General features: G+C 44.1%; 19 protein-coding genes and 7 tRNA genes. 19 read left to right on the forward strand and 7 right to left on the reverse strand.

From position 1 onward, the window contains the following. Positions 1–14 precede the first annotated feature (14 nt). A complete protein-coding gene (ppc, locus tag Q0307_RS11935; RefSeq protein ID WP_298660870.1) occupies positions 15–2849 on the reverse strand; it encodes a phosphoenolpyruvate carboxylase in 2835 nt (944 codons plus the stop codon). Positions 2850–3106: 257 nt separating this feature from the next. Between ppc and phaP the strand changes: the two genes are divergently transcribed. Then, a complete protein-coding gene (gene phaP / locus Q0307_RS11940) occupies positions 3107–3697 on the forward strand; it encodes a TIGR01841 family phasin (protein ID WP_298660872.1) in 591 nt (196 codons plus the stop codon). A gap of 164 nt (positions 3698–3861) precedes the next feature. Here phaP and phaR read toward each other — a convergent pair whose 3' ends face one another. Together phaR and phbB are read right to left on the reverse strand one after the other, a co-directional pair. Continuing rightward, a complete protein-coding gene (gene phaR / locus Q0307_RS11945; RefSeq protein ID WP_298660874.1) occupies positions 3862–4326 on the reverse strand; it encodes a polyhydroxyalkanoate synthesis repressor PhaR in 465 nt (154 codons plus the stop codon). 190 nt (positions 4327–4516) lie between these two features. Continuing rightward, on the reverse strand, positions 4517–5245 hold the full coding sequence (gene phbB / locus Q0307_RS11950) for an acetoacetyl-CoA reductase (RefSeq protein WP_298660876.1): 729 nt from the start codon (positions 5243–5245) through the stop codon (positions 4517–4519). A gap of 193 nt (positions 5246–5438) precedes the next feature. Here phbB and phaE point away from each other — a divergent pair, with 193 nt between their 5' ends. The 18 genes from phaE to Q0307_RS12040 all read left to right on the forward strand — a co-directional run bounded on the left by phaE (position 5439) and on the right by Q0307_RS12040 (position 19724). Next, positions 5439–6464 carry a class III poly(R)-hydroxyalkanoic acid synthase subunit PhaE gene (phaE, locus tag Q0307_RS11955; RefSeq protein WP_298660878.1) on the forward strand — a complete coding sequence of 342 codons (1026 nt, stop codon included), beginning with the start codon at positions 5439–5441 and terminating at the stop codon, positions 6462–6464. After that, positions 6461–7528 (forward strand): class III poly(R)-hydroxyalkanoic acid synthase subunit PhaC, encoded by a 1068-nt coding sequence (locus tag Q0307_RS11960; RefSeq protein ID WP_298660880.1) that lies wholly within the window; start codon positions 6461–6463, stop codon positions 7526–7528. The genes phaE and Q0307_RS11960 overlap by 4 nt, the downstream gene beginning before the upstream one ends. A gap of 87 nt (positions 7529–7615) precedes the next feature. Next, a tRNA-Pro gene (locus tag Q0307_RS11965) sits at positions 7616–7692 on the forward strand. A 51-nt stretch (positions 7693–7743) separates the two neighbouring features. Beyond that, positions 7744–7820 (forward strand) — tRNA-Arg (locus tag Q0307_RS11970). Positions 7821–7861: 41 nt separating this feature from the next. Beyond that, a tRNA-His gene (locus tag Q0307_RS11975) sits at positions 7862–7937 on the forward strand. A 100-nt stretch (positions 7938–8037) separates the two neighbouring features. Continuing rightward, positions 8038–8122: transfer RNA gene (locus Q0307_RS11980), tRNA-Leu, on the forward strand. A gap of 75 nt (positions 8123–8197) precedes the next feature. Further along, positions 8198–9502, forward strand: a complete 1305-nt coding sequence (gene tig / locus Q0307_RS11985) for a trigger factor (RefSeq protein WP_298660882.1) — start codon at positions 8198–8200, stop codon at positions 9500–9502. Positions 9503–9528: 26 nt separating this feature from the next. Next, positions 9529–10149, forward strand: coding sequence for an ATP-dependent Clp endopeptidase proteolytic subunit ClpP (clpP, locus tag Q0307_RS11990; RefSeq protein WP_298660885.1), 621 nt, complete (start codon positions 9529–9531; stop codon positions 10147–10149). Positions 10150–10357: 208 nt separating this feature from the next. Further along, positions 10358–11641 carry an ATP-dependent Clp protease ATP-binding subunit ClpX gene (gene clpX, locus Q0307_RS11995; RefSeq protein ID WP_298660887.1) on the forward strand — a complete coding sequence of 428 codons (1284 nt, stop codon included), beginning with the start codon at positions 10358–10360 and terminating at the stop codon, positions 11639–11641. Positions 11642–11778: 137 nt separating this feature from the next. Continuing rightward, the gene (gene lon, locus Q0307_RS12000; protein WP_298660922.1) at positions 11779–14190 is read left to right on the forward strand and encodes an endopeptidase La; all 2412 of its coding nucleotides are present in this window, start codon (positions 11779–11781) and stop codon (positions 14188–14190) included. Between the two features lie 147 nt (positions 14191–14337). Beyond that, entirely contained in the window at positions 14338–14628 is a 291-nt protein-coding gene (locus Q0307_RS12005) for an HU family DNA-binding protein (protein WP_298660925.1), read from the forward strand. A 15-nt stretch (positions 14629–14643) separates the two neighbouring features. Further along, positions 14644–14719, forward strand: a tRNA-Val gene (locus Q0307_RS12010). 20 nt (positions 14720–14739) lie between these two features. Continuing rightward, positions 14740–14816 (forward strand) — tRNA-Asp (locus Q0307_RS12015). Between the two features lie 56 nt (positions 14817–14872). Further along, a tRNA-Asp gene (locus Q0307_RS12020) sits at positions 14873–14949 on the forward strand. A 113-nt stretch (positions 14950–15062) separates the two neighbouring features. Further along, a complete protein-coding gene (locus Q0307_RS12025; RefSeq protein WP_298660888.1) occupies positions 15063–16940 on the forward strand; it encodes a SurA N-terminal domain-containing protein in 1878 nt (625 codons plus the stop codon). Positions 16941–16984: 44 nt separating this feature from the next. Beyond that, a complete protein-coding gene (mtaB, locus tag Q0307_RS12030; RefSeq protein ID WP_298660891.1) occupies positions 16985–18268 on the forward strand; it encodes a tRNA (N(6)-L-threonylcarbamoyladenosine(37)-C(2))-methylthiotransferase MtaB in 1284 nt (427 codons plus the stop codon). Between the two features lie 2 nt (positions 18269–18270). Beyond that, a complete protein-coding gene (locus Q0307_RS12035; protein WP_298660894.1) occupies positions 18271–18864 on the forward strand; it encodes a hypothetical protein in 594 nt (197 codons plus the stop codon). Between the two features lie 203 nt (positions 18865–19067). After that, entirely contained in the window at positions 19068–19724 is a 657-nt protein-coding gene (locus tag Q0307_RS12040; protein WP_298660896.1) for a hypothetical protein, read from the forward strand. A 2-nt stretch (positions 19725–19726) separates the two neighbouring features. Here the strand turns inward: Q0307_RS12040 and Q0307_RS12045 are convergent, their stop codons facing one another. The 4 genes from Q0307_RS12045 to Q0307_RS12060 form a co-directional block, all read right to left on the reverse strand. Next, positions 19727–20209: a hypothetical protein gene (locus Q0307_RS12045; protein ID WP_298660898.1), complete on the reverse strand. Its 483-nt coding sequence runs from the start codon at positions 20207–20209 to the stop codon at positions 19727–19729. A gap of 61 nt (positions 20210–20270) precedes the next feature. After that, positions 20271–20858: a 5-formyltetrahydrofolate cyclo-ligase gene (locus Q0307_RS12050; protein ID WP_298660899.1), complete on the reverse strand. Its 588-nt coding sequence runs from the start codon at positions 20856–20858 to the stop codon at positions 20271–20273. Between the two features lie 22 nt (positions 20859–20880). After that, positions 20881–21489, reverse strand: a complete 609-nt coding sequence (locus Q0307_RS12055; RefSeq protein WP_298660901.1) for an FHA domain-containing protein — start codon at positions 21487–21489, stop codon at positions 20881–20883. Positions 21490–21560: 71 nt separating this feature from the next. Beyond that, on the reverse strand, positions 21561–22739 hold the full coding sequence (locus Q0307_RS12060) for a transglycosylase SLT domain-containing protein (protein WP_298660903.1): 1179 nt from the start codon (positions 22737–22739) through the stop codon (positions 21561–21563). Positions 22740–22809 lie beyond the last annotated feature (70 nt).

The raw sequence follows: 22809 nt of genomic DNA on the forward strand, positions 1-22809 counted from the left end.
TGTTTTTAAGCCTACTAACCAGTATTTCTCAACCCCGCTGCAATTGCATTAATCGTCCGCAATAGTGCTTCTAACCAAGGTGAGGCTTCGGTAGTTTGGGTTAAATGCTCGCGATGTCGGCGCAGTAACGTCACTTGAATATTATTTAACGGGTCAAGATAAGGATTACGCCGTAACACAGAATACTGCAATAAAGGCGTATCATCCATCAGCCGCGCTTGCTGAGTAATCAACAGAATTTCATTCACCGTTAATTCAAACTCAGTACGAATCGTTGCATAGATCTGTTTGGCTATCTCCTGATTTTCTACCAAGGAAGCGTACTCGTGCGCAATGTCCATTTCTGCTTTAAATAAGCCCATTTGGGTATTGCCTAAAAGCGATTTAAAGGCTGGCCAATTAGCATGCATATCGCGTAGGCGTTCTAATCCATCAGGATATTTTTGACGGAAACTTGCAAGTGCAGTACCGATCCCATACCAGCCGGGCAGAGTATGCCGTGCTTGTGCCCAACCGAATACCCAAGGAATGGCGCGAATCGAGGATTTATCCCTGACGGTTTGTTTGCGATGCGAAGGGCGTGAGCCTAAATTGAGTTGGCCGATTTCTTGGACGGGCGTGGCTTCATAAAAGTAATCCATCAAACCGGGAGTACGATCAGTCAGTTCACGATAACTATATTCGCCTGTGGCAGCAATTTCATGCATCGCCTCATGATAGGATTCACTATAGGCAGTCCGTGGTAGGACTAAACCGGCACTTGCTTTCAAGAGTCCCGTTGCACCCACACCTAATTCATAGACGGCAGTTTCTAGATTACTGTATTTAGCGGCAAGTACTTCACCTTGTTCAGTAAATTTAATTTGCCCACGTACGGTATTGGGTGGCTGAGCCACAATCGCTTCATGGGTAGGACCACCTCCACGCCCTACGGTACCGCCACGCCCGTGGAATAGGCGGCAGGTAATGTCATATTTATCAGTTAAACTTAAGACTTCTTTTTGGGCGTTATACAGGTTCCAATTCGAGGCTAAGATGCCTCCATCTTTACAAGAGTCAGAATAGCCTAGCATCACTTCTTGTAAATTCCCTGAGGCTTGCAAGAGAGCTTGATAGGTCGGATCCTCGAATAAATTGGTGAGAACGCTCGTGATATGTTTTAAATCTTCGATGGTTTCAAAGAGCGGTGAAACCCGAATATTGCAAAAGAGCTGGCGCTCAGCAGTGTAGCCGATTAAACCGGCCATTTTTGCCAATAACATCACTTCCATAATATGACTGGCGTGATGCGTCATGGAAATGACATAAGTACCAAAGATTTCTGAGCCTGCTTCTGCCCGCATTTCCGTCATGGTATCGAAGACCTCTAAGGCTTCTGCAGTGCGTGCGGTGAGATCAGGCCGATAAGGCATCGGCAGACGATTGCGCTGAATGAGTTCAGCGAGGAGGCCAATACGTTCAGCTTCGGGTAATTCCAAATAGTTACCGCATAAACCTGAGAGATTCAAAATCTCTGCTACGGTTTCGCTATGAATCGTCGATTCTTGGCGAATGTCCAGTTGGTAGAGACCAAAGCCACAGGTTTCAACTAAACGAATTAAATCACGTAACTCACGCCCAGCGAGTAAACCATCATTATGACTACGCAGGGATTCATAAATAAGCTTGAGTTCGTGTAAGAATACATCGGCGTTATGATAGGACTCTAAAGGTAAGACGGCTGATTGATTCGCAAGACGGGCACGTACTACCTCTAAAGTATTTTTTAAACGATAGCGCATAATCGTGAGTAAGCGCCGATAGGGTTCTTCGAGCAGTTGATCAGTTCGCTTTGTCAGTAAACGATTCCCCATTTGCTCATTAATGTTATCGAGATAACTAGAAAATTCAGCAGAAGGGGTAATAAATTCGGTAGAGTGTGAGAGAGAGTCACGCAGTACATCGACACGCTCAATGTATGCATATAAAGCTTCACTCATGCCTAAACGAATGGCATTACGTGTCACTGTTGCCGTCACAAAAGGGTTGCCATCACGATCGCCACCAATCCACGAACCTATGCGCAGGAAACTTGGCACGATCACTGGTTGATTGCCATAGGCATAGCGCATAGCACGCTCAAAGAAACGATAGAGCAGGGGAATCGCATCAAATAAACTTTCACGGAAATAATACAAGCCATAGTTCACTTCATCTTCGACGGTTGGCTTGCGAGTACGGACTTCATTAGTACGCCAGAGCATCTGAATCTGGCCTTTAATTTGGCGCAGGAGTGCGGCTTTTTCCTCCTCGCCCGCTTCTTCTAAAGACTCTAGCTGATTAATCATTAAGAAAATATGACGCTGAATACCCATCAAAGTCCGGCGTCGGGCTTCGGTTGGATGAGCAGTGAAGACGGGAATGTAACGCAACTGATTCATCAAGCTTTGCATTTGCTCCGCCGTTACGCCTTCGTCCCGTAGTTCTACAACGGTACGACGTGCTGAACCTTTCCATAATAAAGGATCATCGCCATGAGCAAATTTGCGACGACGTTCACGCTCACGGAAATCTTCTTCCACAATATTGGAAATGACGTAGAAGGTATTGAAGGCACGAATAATTTTCTCAATATCTTTGACATCTAATTGCAGAATGAATTGCATTAATGCTTCGCGAAGTGCTGGGTCGTCTTTCTGGCGTAGCTGAATGTAGCCACGGCGTAATTTCTCGACTGCTTCATATAAAACTTGACCCTCTTGTTCACGCAGGATTTCGCCAAGTAATTCACCAAATTGGCGGACACGGGCCTCTAATTCTTTGAGATTGGCTAGTTCATAGGGAGCGGCATAGGGAGCATTTGTCTGCATAGTAGAGCCTTTTCTAGCGGGTTGGAGTCTTGATTATGCACTAGCTTTTTCGAGGGGACTATGGAAATTCAACGGTCATAAATTTGTACTAAACTTGCTGTAAAGGCCTAAATTTAAATCTTTTGTTGCAATGCACAAAAAATTATTGACAGCTCATTCTAACTTAGTTATTGTGCACTGCATCAAATGCTGAAAAGCAAAATGATTCTGAAAATAGAATCAGCTATCTACACTGACACACTAAGGGATATACGACCATGCAAAACGCTATGATGGATCTGTTCAAACAATTAAATGACAACGCTATGAGTTCTGCAAAACGCGTTGGTGAACTGAATATGAAAACTTTCGAAACTTTAACTGCAAAGCAAACAGCTTTACTGAGCAGTTGCTTCGAAGCGGGCACAAAAAATGCTGACGCATTATCAAAAGCAAAAGATCCTAAAGAAGTTTTCGCTCTGCAACAAGAAGTATTGAAATCTTGTGGCGAAAAATGGTTAGCAAACGTTCGTGAAGCCGCTGAGTTGTTAACTGCTACTCGTGACGAGTTAGTCGCTATCGCTGAAGAAGCTGCTAAATACGCTTCTCAAACGACTGAAAAAGCCACTGAATTAAGCAAGCAAGCCTTGACTGAAAATATGGAAAAAGCGTCTGCAGCCGTTGAAAAAGCTATGGCTAAAGCAACTGCTTTGACTCAAGAGGCTGCTACTGCTGGTAAAGAAGCTGCTGATAAAGCAATTGCGGCTGGCAAAGATGCAACTGACAAAGCGGTTGCTGCTACTAAAGAAGCTGCTGACAAAACTGTGGCTGCTACTAAGAAAGCTGCTGAAGACGTTAAATCAGCTTAAGCTTACAAGTTTAGCCAGCGATCGGGCACTCTCCTCCTCTCCTCCTCCTAGTGCTCGGTTGCTGAACTTATATAAATTACCCGCTACTAGCGGGTAATTTTTTGTTTGTTAAAAAACTATCGTGGTTGATGCTTGCTATAGACGACCAGGGGCTGCTTTAAGCCCTACTGATCGCGTTTACCCAAAGGTGACATACTTTTTAGAATGTCTTGTTGCATTTTGTTCCAAGCTTGTAGGTTGTGCTCACTCAGTTTTAGCCAATTATCCAAAGGAGTCCCTGCTAAAGCACGATGCATTTGTTCGCTAATGGCTTGTTGCTGAGTATTGAATAGTTGCATGCTTTGCTCCATGAAAGAGCTAAAACCTTGTTGAGTGGTAACGCCATAATTGCGAATAAATTTAGACAAAAGATCGCGACTAAATAACGGTTTACCACCTGATTCCTGCTCCATAATGATTTGCAGCAAAATACTCCGGGTGATGTCTTCGCTAGTCTGGCGATCGACGACTTGAAAAGGTACTTCATTCATCACTAATTCGCGCACATCTGCCAGCGTGATATAGCAGCTTTGATGCGTATCATACAGGCGGCGATTAGGATATTTTTTAATAATTCGGGTGTCGGACATGCTCGTTCTTTACCAAAATTCTGGTGTGTTAATGTGGTGTGCACTAGGTCTGTGCATCTTCATTGTATAGGCTATTGTTTTGCTGTGCATACTCTTGATCAAGGATTTAAGAGTAAATTTCTGAGGATTTGCTTATTTTATATGCAGTAGCATAGCTTGACTATGCTACTGAGAGAATATTCAGCACGAATTAGTGCATGAATTGACCGCCATTTGCGCTGATATTTGAGCCAGTGATAAAAGCTGCATCATCAGAAGCTAAGAAAGCCGCAACGGCTGCGATTTCTTCTGGTTTGCCTAAACGCTTAACAGGAATCTGCTCAACAATCGCATTGCGGATGTCTTCGCGGATCGCCATGACCATTTCAGTACCGATATAGCCTGGAGAGATAGTATTGACCGTTACGCCTTTACGTACTACTTCTTGGGCTAAAGCCATGGTAAAACCGTGTACGCCAGCTTTAGCTGCGCTGTAGTTGGTTTGGCCAGCTTGACCTTTTTGACCGTTTACAGAAGAAATGTTGATGATACGGCCAAAACCACGCTCAGTCATACCTTCAACGAATTGATGGCAGACATTAAATAAGCTGTTTAAGTTAGTAGCAATAACGGCTTGCCATTGATCTGGAGTCATACGGGTGAATTTTGAATCACGAGTAATGCCTGCGTTGTTGACGATTACATCAACTTGACCATGATCTCGTAAAATCTGCTCTTTCAGTTCTACACAAGAATTATAGTCGCTCACATTGCAAGGATAGAGATCCACATCGTAATCTTGAGCTTCGGCCCAAGCTTTCGCTTTTTCTTCTGGCTCGAAGTAAGTTGTAATAATCTTGAAACCGTTAGCTGCTAAACGTTTACAGATAGCGGTGCCAATACCACCGGTGCCGCCAGTAACTAGTGCAACTTTACTCATATACCAAATCTCCGTTAGACGATGATGTGAAAATCAACAATGTAGGCCATACTTGATGGAGTATTCACAAGGGGGTTCTAGAACGAGTAGACTGACAAAGCAACCCGCTAGACTACTCTTGTTGCGCTGCACAAATTAGCATGATATGTTTGAATAGTACAGCCATTTTATCTTTAGGTTGGAGGAGACCGAGATGAGTTCGAGGCAATGGTCAGAAGAAGCCATAAAAACATGGCTGGAAGCGCAGCAACGCTATTGGTCGACTCTTGCTACTAGTTTTAATCCCAACGCTACAACTGCTACGGTGAATAATTCGCAAGCTCCTGCATGGACGAATGATTTAACTAAGTGGTGGAATACAGTTAATCATGATTCACCACCACAAATCAAAGATGTGCTCAATCGTGTCATGGATATGGGCAAAGTTTATTTAGGTTTAGCTGAACAGGTCTATAGTAACTCTAAGGCTGACCCTGATACCCCTAGCATTGAAAGCTGGATGCGCTCACTCGAAAATGGGTTTAATCAATGGCTTCAGCAAAGTGGGCAGAACGCTAGCCAGCTAGGTTTAGGTCAATCCGTCTTTGAGGGATGGCAGCAACTCGTTGGTAACATGCAGGGCATGAACCTGTTCCGTGAAGTAGGAGCAGGTGGTCTAACTATGCCTAATGCGGGTCTATGGCAAGAGCATCTACAAAGGGCCTTAGCCACCCCAAGCTTTGGTTTATCGCACAAAAGCCAAGAGCGTTTAAAGAAGCTTGCAACCTTGGCATTACGCTATCAGCAGGCGCTGGATAAATACAGTGAAGCTTTTGCTACTCAAGGGCAGGAGTCGGTGCAAGCTTTACGCGCACGCATTCAAAAGTTAGCAGATCAGGGAAAAAATATTAGTTCTCTACGCGAGCTATACGATTTATGGGTTGACGTTAGTGAAGATACCTATGCGCAGTTTGCGGCGAGTGAGCAATATCAAACCCTGTATGGCGAGTTAGTTAATGCTTTCTTGCTACTCAAGCAGGGTATGAATGAGCATTTAGATCATGAGTTTAAAGCGTTTGGCTTACCCGTGCGCGCTGACTATGAAGCGACTGTTAGGAAGCAACATGAGTTAAAGCGTGAAAATAATACCTTACGCCAACAGCTACGTGAATTAGATCAACGCCTAAAACGCCTTGAGCAAACCATACAAACGACAATTACTCAGGAGGCAGCAAAATGATTCCTTTTAATATGCGTCCTGAAGTACTTGCGGCTGAAGTTAAAGCTTTTAATGAAAAGTTAACTCAAGGCATGGGCAATATGCTCGCGATGCAAGAGAGCATGGGAGGGGTAACTCCGCATGAATTGGTCTATCAAGAAGATAAGCTTAAATTGCTGCACTATACAGGTGACCCAGCAGTTGAGCGCAATCCTACACCTTTGTTGATTGTCTATGCGCTAGTTAATCGTCCGTACATGACCGATTTACAAGAAAACCGCTCTACCATTAAGGGCTTATTGGATGCGGCACAAGATGTTTATCTGATTGACTGGGGCTATCCAGATGCTTCTGATCGCTATCTAACGATGGATGATTACCTGAATGGTTATTTGGATCGTTGCATCGATCAGCTATGCGCACGCCATCAAGTTGAACAAGTTAACCTTTTAGGAATATGCCAAGGTGGTGCTTTTAGCTTGTGCTATAGCGCTTTGCATCCTGAGCGTGTGAAAAATTTAGTTACTATGGTAACACCCGTCGATTTCCAAACACCTGACAATATGTTGAGTAGTTGGATTCAAAAAGTTGATGTGGATTTAATGGTGGATACCCTAGGAAATATTCCAGGTGAAATGCTCAACTGGACTTTTTTGAATCTAAAACCATATCAACTGATGGGTCAGAAGTATCTAGGTTTAGTAGATATGATGGATGACAAGGATGTCCTGAAAAATTTCCTGCGGATGGAGAAATGGATTTTTGATAGTCCAGATCAAGCGGGTGAAACTTTCCGTCAGTTCATGAAAGAGTTTTTTCAGCAGAATAAATTGATTAAAGGTGAAGTTGAGATTGCAGGGCGTACAGTGAAGCTTGCTAATGTCACTATGCCAGTCTTGAATATTTATGCGGATCAGGATCATCTAGTGCCACCTGACGCGTCTAAGGCTCTCGCTCAGTATGTGGGGTCTAAGGATTATGCAGAGCTAAGCTTCAATGGTGGGCACATCGGAATTTATGTCAGTGGAAAAGCACAGAAGATGATTCCACCGGCGATTGGTTATTGGTTAAACGAACATGCTTAACTTGTATTTTTCTGCTTGACGACTGCAATTTCGATCTGTATATTTTGCGGTCTTGAAACATCAAGCAGCGAAAGTTGCAACTCAAGTCGGGGTATAGCGCAGCCTGGTAGCGCGTCTGTTTTGGGTACAGAATGTCGGGAGTTCGAATCTCTCTACCCCGACCACTTTTTCAAAGTGGTCTATGATCAAGTTAAATCTTATATAGTCTGCCTTCTGCGCCCGTAGCTCAGCTGGATAGAGCAACGGCCTTCTAAGCCGTGGGTCGCAGGTTCGAGTCCTGCCGGGCGCGCCATTGTTGTCCCGATGAGCCTCGATCAATAAAGTTTCCAGGTGGTGGCTGTAGCTCAGTTGGTAGAGTCCAGGATTGTGATTCCTGTCGTCGTGGGTTCGAGTCCCATCAGCCACCCCAACCTTACTCTACATTTGGTTATACATCTGGCAATTTGCTGTGTATAATCGCCTCCTTTCTAGATTTATGGGTAACTACCACCTTTTATCTAGCGAAATATGCGAAAGTGGCGGAATTGGTAGACGCACTGGATTTAGGTTCCAGCGCCGCAAGGCGTGAGAGTTCGAGTCTCTCCTTTCGCACCACGATTAAAACAATCCAAATATTTTGATGATAACCCCTCCAACCTTTTGTTTGTGGATGGGGAGATGAGGTATGGCATGCAAGTTTCAGTAGAGTCAACAGGAAGTATCGGGCGTAAAATGACAGTAGAAGTGCCTGCCGAGCGTATTGAGCAGAGCGTTGAGTCACGTCTGAGGTCAATGGTCAAGCGCGTGCGTCTTGACGGTTTCCGTCCCGGCAAAGTTCCTTTCAATGTTGTAAAGTCTCGCTATGGTGATTCTGTACGCCAAGAAGTAATCGGTGAAGTCTTAGAGCATACTTTCCGTGATGCCTCTGTTCAGCAAAATCTACGGGTCGCTGGCCTGCCACAAATTGAATTACAAGCTTTAGCTGTTGGTCAACCTTTGGTTTATGTGGCGAACTTTGATGTTTATCCAGAATTTACGGTTGCTGATGTAGCTGGCTTAGAAGTCAAACGTCCGGTTGCTGAAGTTCAAGACGCTGACATCGACAAGATGCTAGATACCATTCGCAAGCAGCAACGTGAGTGGAAAGATGCTGATCGTGCTGCACAAAGTGGCGATTTGGTTCTAATCGATTTTGAAGGTACTTTAGACGGCGAAGCTTTTACTGGTGGTACTGCACAAAATTACTCTGTTGAGTTAGGCGCTGGTCGTATGCTGCCAGACTTTGAAGCTGCTTTAATTGGCATGCAAGTGGGTGAAACTAAAACGGCTGATGTGTCGTTCCCCGAAGATTATCAGGCTGAGAATCTGAAAGGTAAAACGGCTCAATTCAAGCTGACTGTGCATAAAGTTCAGGAAGAGTCTTTGCCAGAAGTCAATGCGGAGTTTATTAAACAGTTCGGCGTAGAAGATGGCAGCATGGAATCTTTCCGCGAAGAAGTGAAGAAAAATATGACTCGCGAATTGGGTAATGCTCTAAAGGCGCAAGTCAAGCAACAAGTCATGGAAGGTTTGTCTAGCTTACATGAAATTGAATTACCTAGTGCTTTAGTGAAAGACGAAATCCAACACGTTCGTGAGGAGTTTTCGCAAAGCACAGGCACTCCAGCTAATAATATCCCTGATGATTTATTCCAGCCGCAAGCAGCGCGTCGGGTGAAGTTGGGTTTGATCGTTGGCGAAATTATTCGTCAAAAAGGTCTGCAACGTGATCCTGCACGGGTCGATGCTATGCTGGAGACTTTGGCTGCCTCTTATGAAGACCCAGCCGCTTTGATTAATTACTACCGCACTAATCGTCAAGCTATGCAGACTGTGGAAGCAGCTGTGATGGAAGATATGATTGTGGAGTGGGTTTTAGATCAAGCGCAGGTCACTGACGAAGCGCGCGATTTTGAATCTGTCATGAATCGTAAACAGGAACCGGCAGCCGCTTAATAAGCTAATGTACAGGTGAAATAATAATGTCTAAGTTCAATGGTGCACTAGGAACTCAAGCCTTAGGTATCCCTTATGTGATCGAAAAAACTTCTCGCGGGGAGCAAGCTTATGATCTTTACTCTCGACTACTGAAAGAGCGAATTATTTTCTGTGTCGGTGGTATTGAAGACTATATGGCGAACTCCATTGTGGGGCAGCTATTGTTTTTAGAATCTGAGAATCCAGAAAAAGACATTCACCTGTACATCAATTCACCCGGTGGGGTGGTGACAGCAGGGATGGCGATTTACGATACTATGCAATTTATCCGTCCACAGGTGAGTACCTTGTGTATTGGGCAAGCGGCGAGTATGGGGGCGGTCTTATTGGCTGCAGGTGCTCCGGGTAAACGGGCTTGCTTGCCGCATTCACGGGTGATGATTCATCAGCCCTTAGGTGGGTTCCAAGGTCAGGCTTCTGATATTGAAATTCATGCCCGTGAAATTTTAAAAATTCGTGAAGAGCTGAATTTAGTCTTATCCAAGCATACCGGACAGCCTTTAGAGAAAATTAGCCAAGACACTGATCGAGATAATTTTATGACAGCTCATCAAGCGAAAGATTATGGCTTGATTGATTTGGTTTTGGATAAACGTAGTGCTTAAACACAAATTTTTCTAAAAAATTACTTAAAAACAGCCTGTTCATCAGGCTGTTTTTGTTTTAATAGACATACAAAGCATAGGCTTCTTGTTATTCAAGCCCATACTCGTAGATAATAAGGCTTGAAGTTCTTGTTTTTAGCATTACATAGCAGTTTTAAGCTATTTAAGCACATTCGCCAGATAGTTCTGGTGCAGGCAGAGGTTCTGAATGAGTAAAGACAAAAAGGGTAACCAAGACACTGGAAAGTTACTGTATTGTTCGTTTTGCGGAAAAAGCCAGCACGAAGTCCGTAAATTGATTGCAGGACCTTCGGTATTTATCTGTGATGAGTGTGTCGACCTGTGTAATGACATTATTCAAGAAGAAATGCACTCTACTCAGAGTGAGACAGATGACAAAACTAATTTACCGACACCGCGTGAGCTTAGTCAGAACCTAGACGAATATGTGATTGGTCAAGAGTTAGCCAAGAAAGTTTTATCGGTAGCCGTCTATAACCATTATAAGCGCCTATTCAAAAAGACTAGTAAAGATGACGTTGAGTTAGCTAAAAGTAATATTTTGCTGATTGGCCCTACAGGTAGTGGTAAAACTCTGTTGGCTGAAACCTTAGCCCGCTTATTGAATGTGCCTTTCACGATTGCAGATGCGACTACTTTAACCGAGGCGGGTTATGTGGGAGAGGATGTGGAAAATATCATCCAAAAGCTCCTGCAAAAATGTGATTATGATGTAGAAAAAGCTCAAACCGGCATTGTCTACATTGATGAAATCGATAAAATTTCCCGTAAATCTGACAACCCATCGATTACCCGAGATGTATCGGGTGAAGGCGTGCAGCAAGCTTTATTGAAATTAATTGAAGGGACAATTGCCTCGGTTCCGCCTCAAGGTGGACGTAAACATCCTCAACAAGAATTCCTGCAAGTTGATACCAAAAATATTCTCTTTATTTGCGGTGGTGCGTTTGCGGGTATGGATAAAGTCATTCGTGATCGTACCGAAAAGGGCAGCATCGGTTTCTCTGCAGCGGTAAAAAAGCCTGAAACTAGTAAGCCTTTTGGCGATGTGATTAAAGATATCGAAGCTGATGACTTAGTACGTTATGGTTTGATTCCAGAGTTTGTTGGGCGTTTACCGGTGGTGGCTACTTTAGAAGAATTGGATGAAGCTGCTTTAGTACAAATTTTAACTGAGCCACGGAATGCTTTAACTAAACAGTATGGTCGCTTGTTTGAAATGGAAGGTACTGAGCTAATCTTTAGAGAAGAAGGGTTACATTTAATTGCACGTAAAGCGATGGAGCGTAAAACGGGTGCGCGTGGTTTAAGGACTATTCTTGAAAAAATTCTTTTAGACACTATGTACGAACTTCCATCTGAGCAATCCGTTAGCAAGGTCATTGTAGATGAGGCTGTGGTGCGTGGTGAGTCAGAGCCTTATCGTGTTTATGAAAATGCTGAGCCTAAAATGGCTGCAGCCGGTGAGTGATTAATTTCTTGACTAGGCTCTGGTACTGAGAGCCTAGACTCTTACCTTTGCTGATGGTTGTTCAGTCCGCATCATAAGACGCGCTTAGCGCCACATCAGGGCCTATGAGGTTACAAATGTCTGATAAAAATACTGATATGGACAGATTGGTTGTCCCCGTTTTACCCTTACGGGATGTGGTTGTTTACCCGTATATGGTGATTCCTTTGTTTGTTGGTCGGCAGCGCTCGATTCAAGCGCTAGATGCTGCGATGTCCACGGACAAGCAAATTCTTTTAGTTGCACAAAAAAGTGCTGAAGTCGACGATCCTGAGCTAACGGATGTACACACTTTAGGAACGTTGGCGACCATTTTACAATTACTGAAACTACCGGATGGGACTTTAAAAGTTTTAGTCGAAGGGTTAGAACGTGCAGAAATGGTAGCGATTGATGATGAAAGCCCTTATTTTTCAGCAGAAATCGAAATACGTCCTTCGGTTTTGGAGGCTGAAGAGCGTAAAGTCGAAGTGCTGGGGCGTTCATTGATTAATCTTTTTGAGCAATATGTGAAGCTCAATAAAAAAGTCCCGCCGGAGATTTTATCCTCACTTGCGAGTATCGAAGATCCTGTACGTTTGGCGGATACAGTCGCCGCGCACTTAGGCTTGAAAATTACGCAAAAGCAAGCGTTACTTGAAACTCTAAATGTAGAAGAACGTATCCATAGCCTAGTTGAGCACATCGAAAATGAGCTAGATCTTCTACAAGTTGAGAAAAAAATTCGGGGCCGAGTGAAACAGCAAATGGAGCGTAGTCAGCGCGAGTACTATTTGAATGAGCAAATTAAAGCCATTCAGAAAGAACTCGGTGATATGGATGAAAGCCCTAGTGAAATTGAAGAGTTGTCTCGACGTATCAATAAAGCAGGGATGACTAAAGAGGCGCGTAACAAAGCCGCCGCCGAACTCAATAAACTAAAAATGATGTCACCGATGTCCGCTGAAGCCACAGTGGTACGTAATTATATTGATTGGATGGTGGGTTTACCTTGGAAGAAAAAATCCAAGGTACTTTCTGATTTATCGGTAGCTGAAAAGATTCTCAATGAAGATCACTATGGCTTAGACGAAGTTAAAGAGCGTATTTTAGAGTTCTTGGCCGTACAGCAGCGCGTTAAGAAAATCAAAGGGCCGATTCTTTGTTTGGTGGGACCTCCTGGGGTGGGTAAAACTTCGTTAGGGCAGTCAATTGCCCGTGCGACCGGGCGTAAATTTACGCGTATGGCTTTAGGTGGAGTACGTGACGAGGCGGAAATCCGTGGGCATCGGCGTACTTATATTGGCTCACTGCCGGGAAAAATTATTCAGAATTTATCACGAGTAGGTACACGTAATCCGCTGTTTTTGTTGGATGAGATCGACAAAATGTCGACGGATTTCCGCGGTGATCCGGCTTCAGCCTTGCTAGAAGTGCTTGATCCAGAACAAAACCATACTTTTGCTGATCATTATCTTGAGGTTGACTTCGACTTATCGGATGTAATGTTTGTAGCTACTTCAAACAGTATGCGTATTCCTGGGCCTTTATTGGATCGGATGGAGGTTATTCGTATTCCGGGCTATACCGAAGACGAAAAGCTGAATATTGCGCGGAATTATTTGCTTCCTAAACAGTTGAAAGCAAATGGTTTGAAAGAGGGGGAGCTTGCGATTAGCGATGCCACAGTGCTAGATATTATTCGCCACTATACCCGTGAAGCAGGGGTACGTAACTTAGATCGAGAGATTTCTAAATTATGTCGCAAAGCAGTGAAGCAACATTTACTAACCAAGAAGACCAAATCAACGGTGACACCCAAAAATCTTGAAAAATATTTGGGTGTACAACAATTTGATTATGGGCGGGGCGGTAAAGAGAATCAAATCGGCCAAGTAACAGGTTTGGCTTGGACTTCAGTGGGGGGCGATCTTCTAACTATCGAAAGTGCTCTTTTACCGGGTTCTGGGGCAATCAAAAGTACTGGCCGCTTAGGCGAGGTTATGAAAGAGTCCATTTATGCTGCGGAAACGGTAGTGAAAAGCCGTGCACAGTTGCTCGGCATTTCGCGTAATTTCCTGCGTAAGCATAATGTGCATATTCATGTGCCTGAAGGTGCGACTCCTAAAGATGGTCCTAGTGCAGGTATTGGCATGGTCACGGCCATTGTTTCGGCGATGAGTGGGATTCCAGTGCGGGCGGATGTAGCCATGACGGGTGAGATCACTTTACGTGGTGAAGTACTGCCTATTGGTGGCTTGAAGGAAAAACTATTAGCAGCGCACCGTGGAGGAATTCGTTTAGTGCTAATCCCTAAGGACAACGAAAAGGACTTAGTCGAAGTTCCTGAAACGGTGAAAAAGGGTTTAGATATTCGTCCGGTGAAGTGGATTGACGAGGTTTTAACTTTGGCTTTGGAGCGAATGCCTGAACCTGTAGCAGATGTCGCAGATGAAGATGAAGGCGAAAATGCGACAAATCCAGTGGTATCAACGAATGAGGAAGAGCTGGAAAATACCCGAACCCATTAAGAAACCTAGGGAAAACGCCATGTTACGCTGTCATTTAGTTGACACCTTTTCAAGGTCGCTGGTATAACAGTCAAACATATTCACACTAGTCGTTTTTTTGCTACAGGACGGTAGTGGAGGAGTGTTCCGGTTTCCCTGAAATAACGAATTCAAAGGACTCTTTTAATGAACAAAACAGAATTGATCGATGCAGTTTCTGCGAAGTCAGGCCTGACTAAAGCAGACACCGACCGTGCGTTCAAGGCTATGGTAGAAGCAGTCACTGAAGCTTTAGCCAAAGGTGACCAAGTTTCTTTAATTGGTTTTGGGACTTTCCTTGTTCGTGAGCGTCAGGCACGTTCTGGGCGCAATCCACGCACTGGGGATACTATTGAAATTGCTGCTGCAAAAATTCCTTCATTTAAAGCTGGTAAAGCTTTGAAGGATGCAGTACAATAGCGGCCTTCCAACAACGGGTGATTAGCTCAGTTGGTAGAGCGTCGCCCTTACAAGGCGAATGTCGGGGGTTCAAGTCCCTCATCACCCACCATCGTTGTTGATAGCTTTCGCGGAGTGGTAGTTCAGTTGGTCAGAATACCGGCCTGTCACGCCGGGGGTCGCGGGTTCGAGCCCCGTCCACTCCGCCAATTATTTCTAAAGGATGCTTATTCAGCATCCTTTTTTATATCTAAAGTTCTGTCGCGGAGTGGTAGTTCAGTTGGTCAGAATACCGGCCTGTCACGCCGGGGGTCGCGGGTTCGAGCCCCGTCCACTCCGCCAACCTTTCAATCGTTGCTTTTTTCTTCCTCTCACGCTAGGCATTTTGTATGATGCGTCATGCCCTAAGGGCGGGCAGTTCTGATTATTTCAACTTAAATAATACGTAGAAAAATATGTTACAAACGATTCATGATAAAGCCAAAGGCTGGATTGCCTATGCCATTGTAGGGTTCATCAGTATTCCGTTTGCACTTTGGGGCATCAATTCCTATATGGAAGGTGGTTCCACTAAGGCAGCGGCGGTGGTGAATGGTGAGGACATACCTGCACAAGAGGTTCAGCAGGAATTAGCACAGATTCGTCAGCAATTTGGGCAAATGGCGGCACAGTTAGGTGACGATAATTTAAAAAAAATGGCTTTAAATAATGTCGTAAATCAAGTGTTGCTACGTCAGAAAGCAAAAGATGAGGGTTACCGGGCTAGCACGGAAGATGTTGCCACAGCGATTGCAGAAATTAGTGTGTTCCAAAAGGACGGTCAGTTTGATAAAGCCACTTATGAAAGCTTTTTAGCTTCGCAGCGGCGTAATCAAGGGGCGTTTGAAGAGCAAATGCGTACTGACATTACTAATGGACAATTCCGCGATGGTCTGCAAAGTACTGCTTTCGCAACTAAGGCGCAAATGGAACAGTATCAAACTCTACGTAACCAAAAGCGTGATGTTGAGCTATTTACTATCAAACTCGCTGATTTTGAGCCACAAGTACAAATTACCGACGAGCAAATCAGCAAGTATTACGCTGAGCATAAAAGCCAATTTATGACTGAAGAAAAAGTCAAAGTGGCTTATATCGACTTAAATCAAGAAGCATTAGCTAACACCGTTACCGTTGATGAAGGTGGCCTGCAAACTTATTATGATGAACATAAGGATCGTTATTTAACCCCTGAAACCCGTAATACCAGCCATATCTTAGTAGCAGTTGCAGATCCTGCACAGGATGCTGAAGCTAAGAAGAAAATTGATGCTATCTATGCCGACATGCAAGCGGGTAAAAAGACCTTTGAGGATGCTGCTAAAACTGACTCGGATGATAAAGCTACTGCGGAGGCAGCAGGTGTTGTGGGTGAGGTTGCTGCAGGGAGTTGGGATCCTGAGTTTGAAAAGGCTGTATTTGCCGCTGAAGTGAATAAAATAACAGAACCTGTCAAAACAGGCGCTGGTTATGAAATTATTCGTGTCAATAGTGTGAAAGCTGCAGTGCAAAAGCCCTATGAAGAAGTGAAGACTCAAGTCGAGCAGGATTATCGTCGTGCAGAAGCTGAAAAGCTCTTCTTAGATGCAGCAGAAAAATTACAAACCATTGCTTATGAGCAAAGTGGTGATTTAGCGCCTGCTTCTAAAGCCGTGAATGTACCTGTGCAAGAATCAGCTTGGCTAAGACGTTCTAAAGGTGAGGGTGTGTTAACTGACCCTAAGTTATTAGCTGAGGCTTTTTCCGATGAAGTATTAAAGGAAGGCAAAAACTCACAAGTGGTGCAAGTCTCGGATACGCAAGCGATTGTATTGCGCTTGGCGGGTCAAGAACCTGCTGCACAAAAGCCTTTGGATGAAGTGAAAGCAGAAATTACTACTTTGCTTAAAGCACAAGAAGCCCGCAAGTTAGTCACCCAAAAAGGCGACGAGTTATTAAAGCAACTGAAAACGACTGGCTGGACGGCTTTGGATGCTTCTGGTTTGGGTAAAGCAGAAACGATTGAAAAGCCGGGCTTTGTGCAACGCACAGGTAGTACAATTGCCCCTGAGGTCATTGAGAAGATTTTCACGTTGCCTCGTCCTGTTACTGGTCAATTAGATTGGGATAAAGTGGTGTTAGCGAACGGCGACTACACGGTCATTTCACTGAAAGCGGTTGAAGATGGCCCGAATACCCTTGAAGAAAACAGCCCACAAATGTACGGCAGTGTAAGTGGTGCGCGTGAATTAGAGGCCGCTTTAGAAGATTTACGAGCACGCTCAGAAATTGTATTGCATCCAGAAAACATTTAATAACGGATGGCAATCGCACCATTAACCCCTAAACTGCAATTGCCATGAAAATACACTTAAAAGCTTTAGGTTGCCGACTCAATGAAGCTGAGTTAGAGCAATGGTCACAAAGTTTCCGTGCGGCAGGACATGCGGTTGTCGCTGCTGCACCGGATGCTGATGTGGTGGTTCTGAATACTTGTGCAGTGACTCAAGAAGCTTCGGCTAAATCTCGACGCTTACTCAATCGTTTATATCGGGAAAATCCGGCGGCAAAATTGATCGTTAGTGGTTGCTACGCCACTTTACAAGCTACTGAAGTAGCGAATACTTTAGGCGTTGATTTGGTAGTTCCTAATACGGAAAAAGATCAGCTTCCCCATAAAGTAATGGAAACTTTTGCTCTGCCAGTAATGCCAGAAATTGCTACTGAGCCGGGGGAAAATAGTTTATTTGTGCGTGGCCGCCATCGGGCTTTTATCAAGATTCAGGACGGTTGCCGCTATCGCTGTACGTTCTGCATTGTGACTGTGGCACGGGGTGAAGAACGTAGTCGTACTGAAGTTTCCATTATTGAAGAGATTAACCAGCTCACTAGCCAAGGTGTGCAAGAAGTTGTGCTCACAGGTGTGCATGTGGGGGGGTATGGTAGTGATTTAGTTGATAGTTCGCTTTATAGCTTAGTGCAACGGATTCTGACAGAAACGGATATTCCACGGATTCGTTTTGCGTCCGTTGAGCCTTGGGATTTGCCTGAGGATTTCTTTGCACTGTTTAGTAATCCACGCCTAATGCCACATATGCACTTGCCGATTCAAAGTGGGGCCGATTCGGTGTTGCGCCGGATGGCAAGGCGTTGTAAAACCACTGAGTTTGCTCAACTCGTCGCCCAAGCCCGTACTGCTATCCCCGAGTTTAATGTCACCACGGATATTATTGTCGGCTTCCCGGGTGAAACTGAGGAGGAGTGGCGTGCGACAGTAGAGTTTGTAGAGCGGATCGGCTTTGGGTATGTGCATATTTTCACTTACTCTGCGCGTGCCGGTACGAAAGCAGCAGGTTTAGCCAATCCGATTACTGAGGCAATTAAAAAGCAACGCAGTCAGGAGTTGCATCAAATTGTTGAACGTTCACAGCAAGCTTGGTTACAGCGACAAGTAGGTAAAGCTGTTTCCGTGTTATGGGAGCGTAGTCGCGAACAGGATGGCCGATTGATTTATACCGGTTATACGCCCAACTATTGTAAAGTTATTACTCGCCCCGATGATACAAGGCAACTGGAAAATCAAATCACAACCGTGCGTCTATCCTTAAATAGTCAAGAAGAGGGCGTGTTACTAGGAGTTTAAGCATGCAAACACAAGTTTATGGCATTTATGGCTTATTGCTGAGCTTGGTTTGTTGTTTTGGCTTAACCGCTTGTAATAGCTCTGCCGAACAAGATGCACGGCAGGTGGCGAATCAGTTTTGGGAGGCCGTCCTAAAAGATGAGATGGAAACTGCTAAAAATCTTGCAACTTGGGATAGTACTCAATATTTAGGCTTGCTGCATACCAAAAAACTGTCTGCTAAACGCTTTGAAACAGGTGAACTGAAAATAGAAAACGGTTTAGCCGAAGTTGCGACTGTGCTCTACAGCGGCGAAAAGGGCGATCTGCAAATTCCACTGCGCACGATCTTAAGTTTGCATGAAAATAAATGGCGTGTTGATGTGCAGAAAACCTTGGGTTCGATGGTGAGTGGTGCGATGGGAGCCGTGGTGGATCAACTGAATAATTTCATGCAAGAAAGCTTAAAAGGCTTAGATAGTAGCTTAAGTGAAAGTATTGATAAGCTGGGTAAAAGCCTTGAAGACAGTATGAATCAGTTACAGCAAGATTTGGCAAAGCCTCCAGAACAGCCAATATCTGCACCTAACCCCGAGCCTTCTGCTCAACCCATTTGAGCACTTTAATTTGCTCAGGTACTTGTTTTTTAGGAACTATTGCCTAGTTTCCTACTCTTAAACAGTGACGTAGCAGCTAGATTTCATTACCATCTGTCTAGTACGTGCTGGTGTTTTTAGCGCTGCTTGCTATTTTCTTAAAGCTAAGGTTTTGTGTCAGAAACCTATTTGCAATTCTTAACCCCTCAACTGGTTAAATGGTCATGGCTAAATTGATCTTAAAGCAGCAAGAACCGCTTAAAGGTTCTTGGTTCAGTCATTATGGTTCACAAATTGCTTATGCAGGGTTTATTGTTCTGCTGTTAGCGATTTCCTTAGGTGTGTTATTTGCTTTTAAGCCTAGTTCTGTTGCAGTACCGGTTCAAGTTTTACCTCTGCTCACTTCAGCTACTGATGCTCAAGTGAAATCTCAATATTTGAGTGATTGGAACAAGTTAATTGAGATGCAAGCTACTTATGAGAGCTTAGCCAAAATGGCAAATTCACGTGAGCAAGCTCAAACTCTCTTGAATCAAGCGGAAATGACTTGGCAGCACTTATTAATTATGACCGAATCTACTGAAAAATTGGGGTTGAATGCGCAAGAGAAAGCGCAATTAAGTTTGGAGCAGGCTTATCAGCAGGATCAATGGCAAGCGCAGATTCACTTTGCTGAATTACGTTTAGAGCGTTTTAGTGAGCAAACACCTATCGCGAATACAAGCATAGAACCTAATAAACCAGAGTTGGCTAGTACTCAAGTGCTTGATACTTTAACCAATAATAAATTTATTGCACAACCACCTGCTGGTGTTCAATTACCAGCAGGTTTTTGTACCTTGAACGGATCTGGTGTTTGTAAGCCAGAAAACACTCAATAAATTTAATTAGTGCTGCTCACGCTTGGGGCTTCAGTTTGTGAACTTGGACCGGGCACTGTATTAATTGGCGCAGTCGGTGCTACTGGCATAGGTGGAGCAGCCGGAACTTGTGCATTAGGCATAGCATAGCCGCCATAATAAGGCATCGGTGCCGAACCATAGGGCATCATCATGGGATTAGGATAGCCATAAGAACCATAAGGCATCATAGGCATACCATTACCATACCCATTATTACCAAAGAACGGCATATTCCAAGAACGAGAACCTTGGTTAAAGCTAAAGCCATCATTATTATCATCATTAAAGCTATCGCTCATTTCCTGCATCCAATACATGGGTGTCCATTCTGGCCAATCATTCTCTTCCCAATAAGGGCCATAAGGTCCCATTTTCCACTCACCGTTATTGCCACCCCCAAAAAAATCAGCATTGGCAGAGCTGGCTAGACCGAAGAGGCTAAGAGCGATTAAAAGTTTTTTCATGATGTTTCCTCACAAGCTTACATTAAAGACATTATATTATAATATTCTAATATAATCAAGCTTAGTAGAAACTTAAACCCTGTGCGGTACAACTAGCATCGAGAGGTACATCCCAAGTTTGCCGCTCTAATCGCTCAACGTGTTGCAAAGGATAAGCGAATCCTAGTAAAAACGGTTGAGCTTGTTGTAAATAACGTTTAGCGGCGAAACTCCGATCATAGAAGCCACCCCCCATACCTAAGCGTGAACCATAATGATCAAAAGCTACTAAAGGCATAATGACTAAATCCAATTGCCTTGGGCTGAGAATTCGGCGTTTAGCTAGCAGGGGTTCAGGAATATTAAAACGGTTTTTACAGAAACGTGTTTTTGGACACCACTCTACAAAGATCAGCTTTGAGTCGCGGCTTAAGCTCAATACAGGTAAAAAAAACCGCTGTGTAGAGCGTGCAAACTTTAATAAGGCACGTGGATCAGCTTCCCCACGCACGGGTAAATACAGTGCAATATTACGTGCAGCGCGAAAAATACGATGAACACTTAAGTGTTGAACGGCCTGCTGAGAAAGCTGTTGTTGTGCGGCTTTTGCTAGAGTTGAACGTTGGCGTCTAATGTGTCGACGTAAATCCTTGATGGAAAGGCTGGGCATAGATTTAAGGTTTTACCAAAAATCACAGCTTAGCTAGTTTTGTTGGCTCATGAAACTTAAATACCAGCTCAGCTAGTTGAAATTTGTCGTTAGACTGTAAGCGCCGAGCACTGGAAATTTGCTGTTTATCGAAACTATGTAGCAAGTACTGTCTATCAGGGGTGGTTTCTATACGTACAGTATCAGCATTATTATTAGATATGCTTAAAATAAATTGATTGTTTTTCAATGGGATAAAATATCCAATTTTTTCACCACTCATCAGTTCTAGGCGTGCAAAACTTGCTAAATCATCTAAAGCTTTAGCAGTAGTACATAGGTCATAGACGGCTTTATAGCGATTAACGGGGTCTTGAAAGACGAGTTCATACTTGCCAATTTGGATTAGATCGTGATCGACTAAATAATGTTGTTGGATGCGCACATGGTTGACATAAACGCCATTGGTACTTTGTAAATCCTCTAGAAAACACTCGCTGCTAATCTGGATAAGCTGTGCATGTTCAGCACTAACTGTACGCTCGTTTAAAACAATGTCACAACGATTAGAACGTCCAAGCAGGTACTTAGCTTCAGCAAGCTTGATTTTTTTAATAATTTGATTATTCAGACTAATAATTAATTCTGCCATAGGCTTGCGCTCCTAACAGAGCACCGTAAATACGGTGCTCTCTATTAAATTAGCGAGAGTTAGATTCCAGCTCAACTACCATACGACGATCTGTTACGTGGAAGATAGCTAACTTGTGTATAAGCAGCAGGCATGACACGAATAATCTGAGCGATATGATTAGCATATTCGCGGGGGAGAATAATCCGATTGGAGTGTTCAGGCGTTGTTATCCCCGTTCGGAAACAGGGATTCAACTCAATCAAGCGATTGGCAGGTAAACCGGCTTGCATAGCGGCTAAACGTAAATCGACGGGCTTATTAATCCGCATTTGTGCAAGACGGGCTGAGTTCGGTGTAGCAGTCAGGCGAATACCATAATATTCTGAGCGCCCAATAAGTTCTTTAAAGGCTAGTAAGCGTGGTACATAGTTCATGGTTTCTTGTGGCAGTGATAAATTCCAGAAAGTCGGTTGTAGACCAGCTTGTTGTGCTTGAACGACTGCGCGACTGACACAAGTTTCTCCACAATTATAAGCAGCGAAAGCTAATAACCAGTCACCATTGAATTGACGATGCAATTTCTGGAGATAATTTAAAGCGGCACCGGTAGCAGCAAAGGGATCCATACGCGCATCGTAATCGCTGGTTTGTTTTAAACCGTAATTGCGTCCTGTAGAGGGAATAAATTGCCACAAGCCTGCAGCACCGGCACTGGAAAAGACATCAGCATCAAAACCACTTTCCACAAAAGGCAGTAAAGCCACTTCAGCGGGCATACTGCGGCGTGTTACTTCCTCAATAATCATATGTAAAAACACGCTAGCACGAGCAGAGAGAATGCTTAAATTTCGTGGGTTTTGTGCATAGGAGCGGATAAATTGCTGTACCCGTGGATTGCCTGAATAATCAGCTAATTGGAAATGTCTAAATACGCGTGACCAAGTATCGAAGTCTTGATCAAGACTATAATCGTTGCTGACACTAGGAATATAGATTGCACGCTGAAGTCGTGGGGTAACAGCGACACGCCTGTAGGCTTGTGGACGTGCTTGCGCTACCCAAGTGCGTTTTGCATAAGTCGATCGATGTTTAGCAGAGCGATAAGCTGATTGTTTTCTGCTCTCAGTAAGGGGTAGGGCTTCGGGGATCGAAACAGTGGGTTTACCCGTGGTTTCAAGACTAGTGTCTGGCTGTGTGCTGCTGCAGCCATTTAAAAACAATAAAGCGCATACCGCCGCGACTAGTACGAGGTAAGTAGATGTACCCATGATTTAGCCCCAATAGACCCTATTACAAAACTGGTATTGCAAGCTCAAGGTTGGAAGATCTAATTCACCC

The sequence above is a fragment of the uncultured Thiothrix sp. genome (genome assembly GCF_937873765.1).
Classification (GTDB): Bacteria; Pseudomonadota; Gammaproteobacteria; order Thiotrichales; family Thiotrichaceae; genus Thiolinea.

Excerpts from the sequence above, each read along its gene's own strand:
- ppc (WP_298660870.1), bottom strand. The coding sequence starts at position 2,849 with ATGCAGACAAATGCTCCCTATGCCGCTCCCTATGAACTAGCCAATCTC.
- phaP (WP_298660872.1), top strand. The coding sequence starts at position 3,107 with ATGCAAAACGCTATGATGGATCTGTTCAAACAATTAAATGACAACGCT.
- phaR (WP_298660874.1), bottom strand. The coding sequence starts at position 4,326 with ATGTCCGACACCCGAATTATTAAAAAATATCCTAATCGCCGCCTGTAT.
- phbB (WP_298660876.1), bottom strand. The coding sequence starts at position 5,245 with ATGAGTAAAGTTGCACTAGTTACTGGCGGCACCGGTGGTATTGGCACC.
- phaE (WP_298660878.1), top strand. The coding sequence starts at position 5,439 with ATGAGTTCGAGGCAATGGTCAGAAGAAGCCATAAAAACATGGCTGGAA.
- Q0307_RS11960 (WP_298660880.1), top strand. The coding sequence starts at position 6,461 with ATGATTCCTTTTAATATGCGTCCTGAAGTACTTGCGGCTGAAGTTAAA.
- tig (WP_298660882.1), top strand. The coding sequence starts at position 8,198 with ATGCAAGTTTCAGTAGAGTCAACAGGAAGTATCGGGCGTAAAATGACA.
- clpP (WP_298660885.1), top strand. The coding sequence starts at position 9,529 with ATGTCTAAGTTCAATGGTGCACTAGGAACTCAAGCCTTAGGTATCCCT.
- clpX (WP_298660887.1), top strand. The coding sequence starts at position 10,358 with ATGAGTAAAGACAAAAAGGGTAACCAAGACACTGGAAAGTTACTGTAT.
- lon (WP_298660922.1), top strand. The coding sequence starts at position 11,779 with ATGGACAGATTGGTTGTCCCCGTTTTACCCTTACGGGATGTGGTTGTT.
- Q0307_RS12025 (WP_298660888.1), top strand. The coding sequence starts at position 15,063 with ATGTTACAAACGATTCATGATAAAGCCAAAGGCTGGATTGCCTATGCC.
- mtaB (WP_298660891.1), top strand. The coding sequence starts at position 16,985 with ATGAAAATACACTTAAAAGCTTTAGGTTGCCGACTCAATGAAGCTGAG.
- Q0307_RS12035 (WP_298660894.1), top strand. The coding sequence starts at position 18,271 with ATGCAAACACAAGTTTATGGCATTTATGGCTTATTGCTGAGCTTGGTT.
- Q0307_RS12040 (WP_298660896.1), top strand. The coding sequence starts at position 19,068 with ATGGCTAAATTGATCTTAAAGCAGCAAGAACCGCTTAAAGGTTCTTGG.
- Q0307_RS12045 (WP_298660898.1), bottom strand. The coding sequence starts at position 20,209 with ATGAAAAAACTTTTAATCGCTCTTAGCCTCTTCGGTCTAGCCAGCTCT.
- Q0307_RS12050 (WP_298660899.1), bottom strand. The coding sequence starts at position 20,858 with ATGCCCAGCCTTTCCATCAAGGATTTACGTCGACACATTAGACGCCAA.
- Q0307_RS12055 (WP_298660901.1), bottom strand. The coding sequence starts at position 21,489 with ATGGCAGAATTAATTATTAGTCTGAATAATCAAATTATTAAAAAAATC.
- Q0307_RS12060 (WP_298660903.1), bottom strand. The coding sequence starts at position 22,739 with ATGGGTACATCTACTTACCTCGTACTAGTCGCGGCGGTATGCGCTTTA.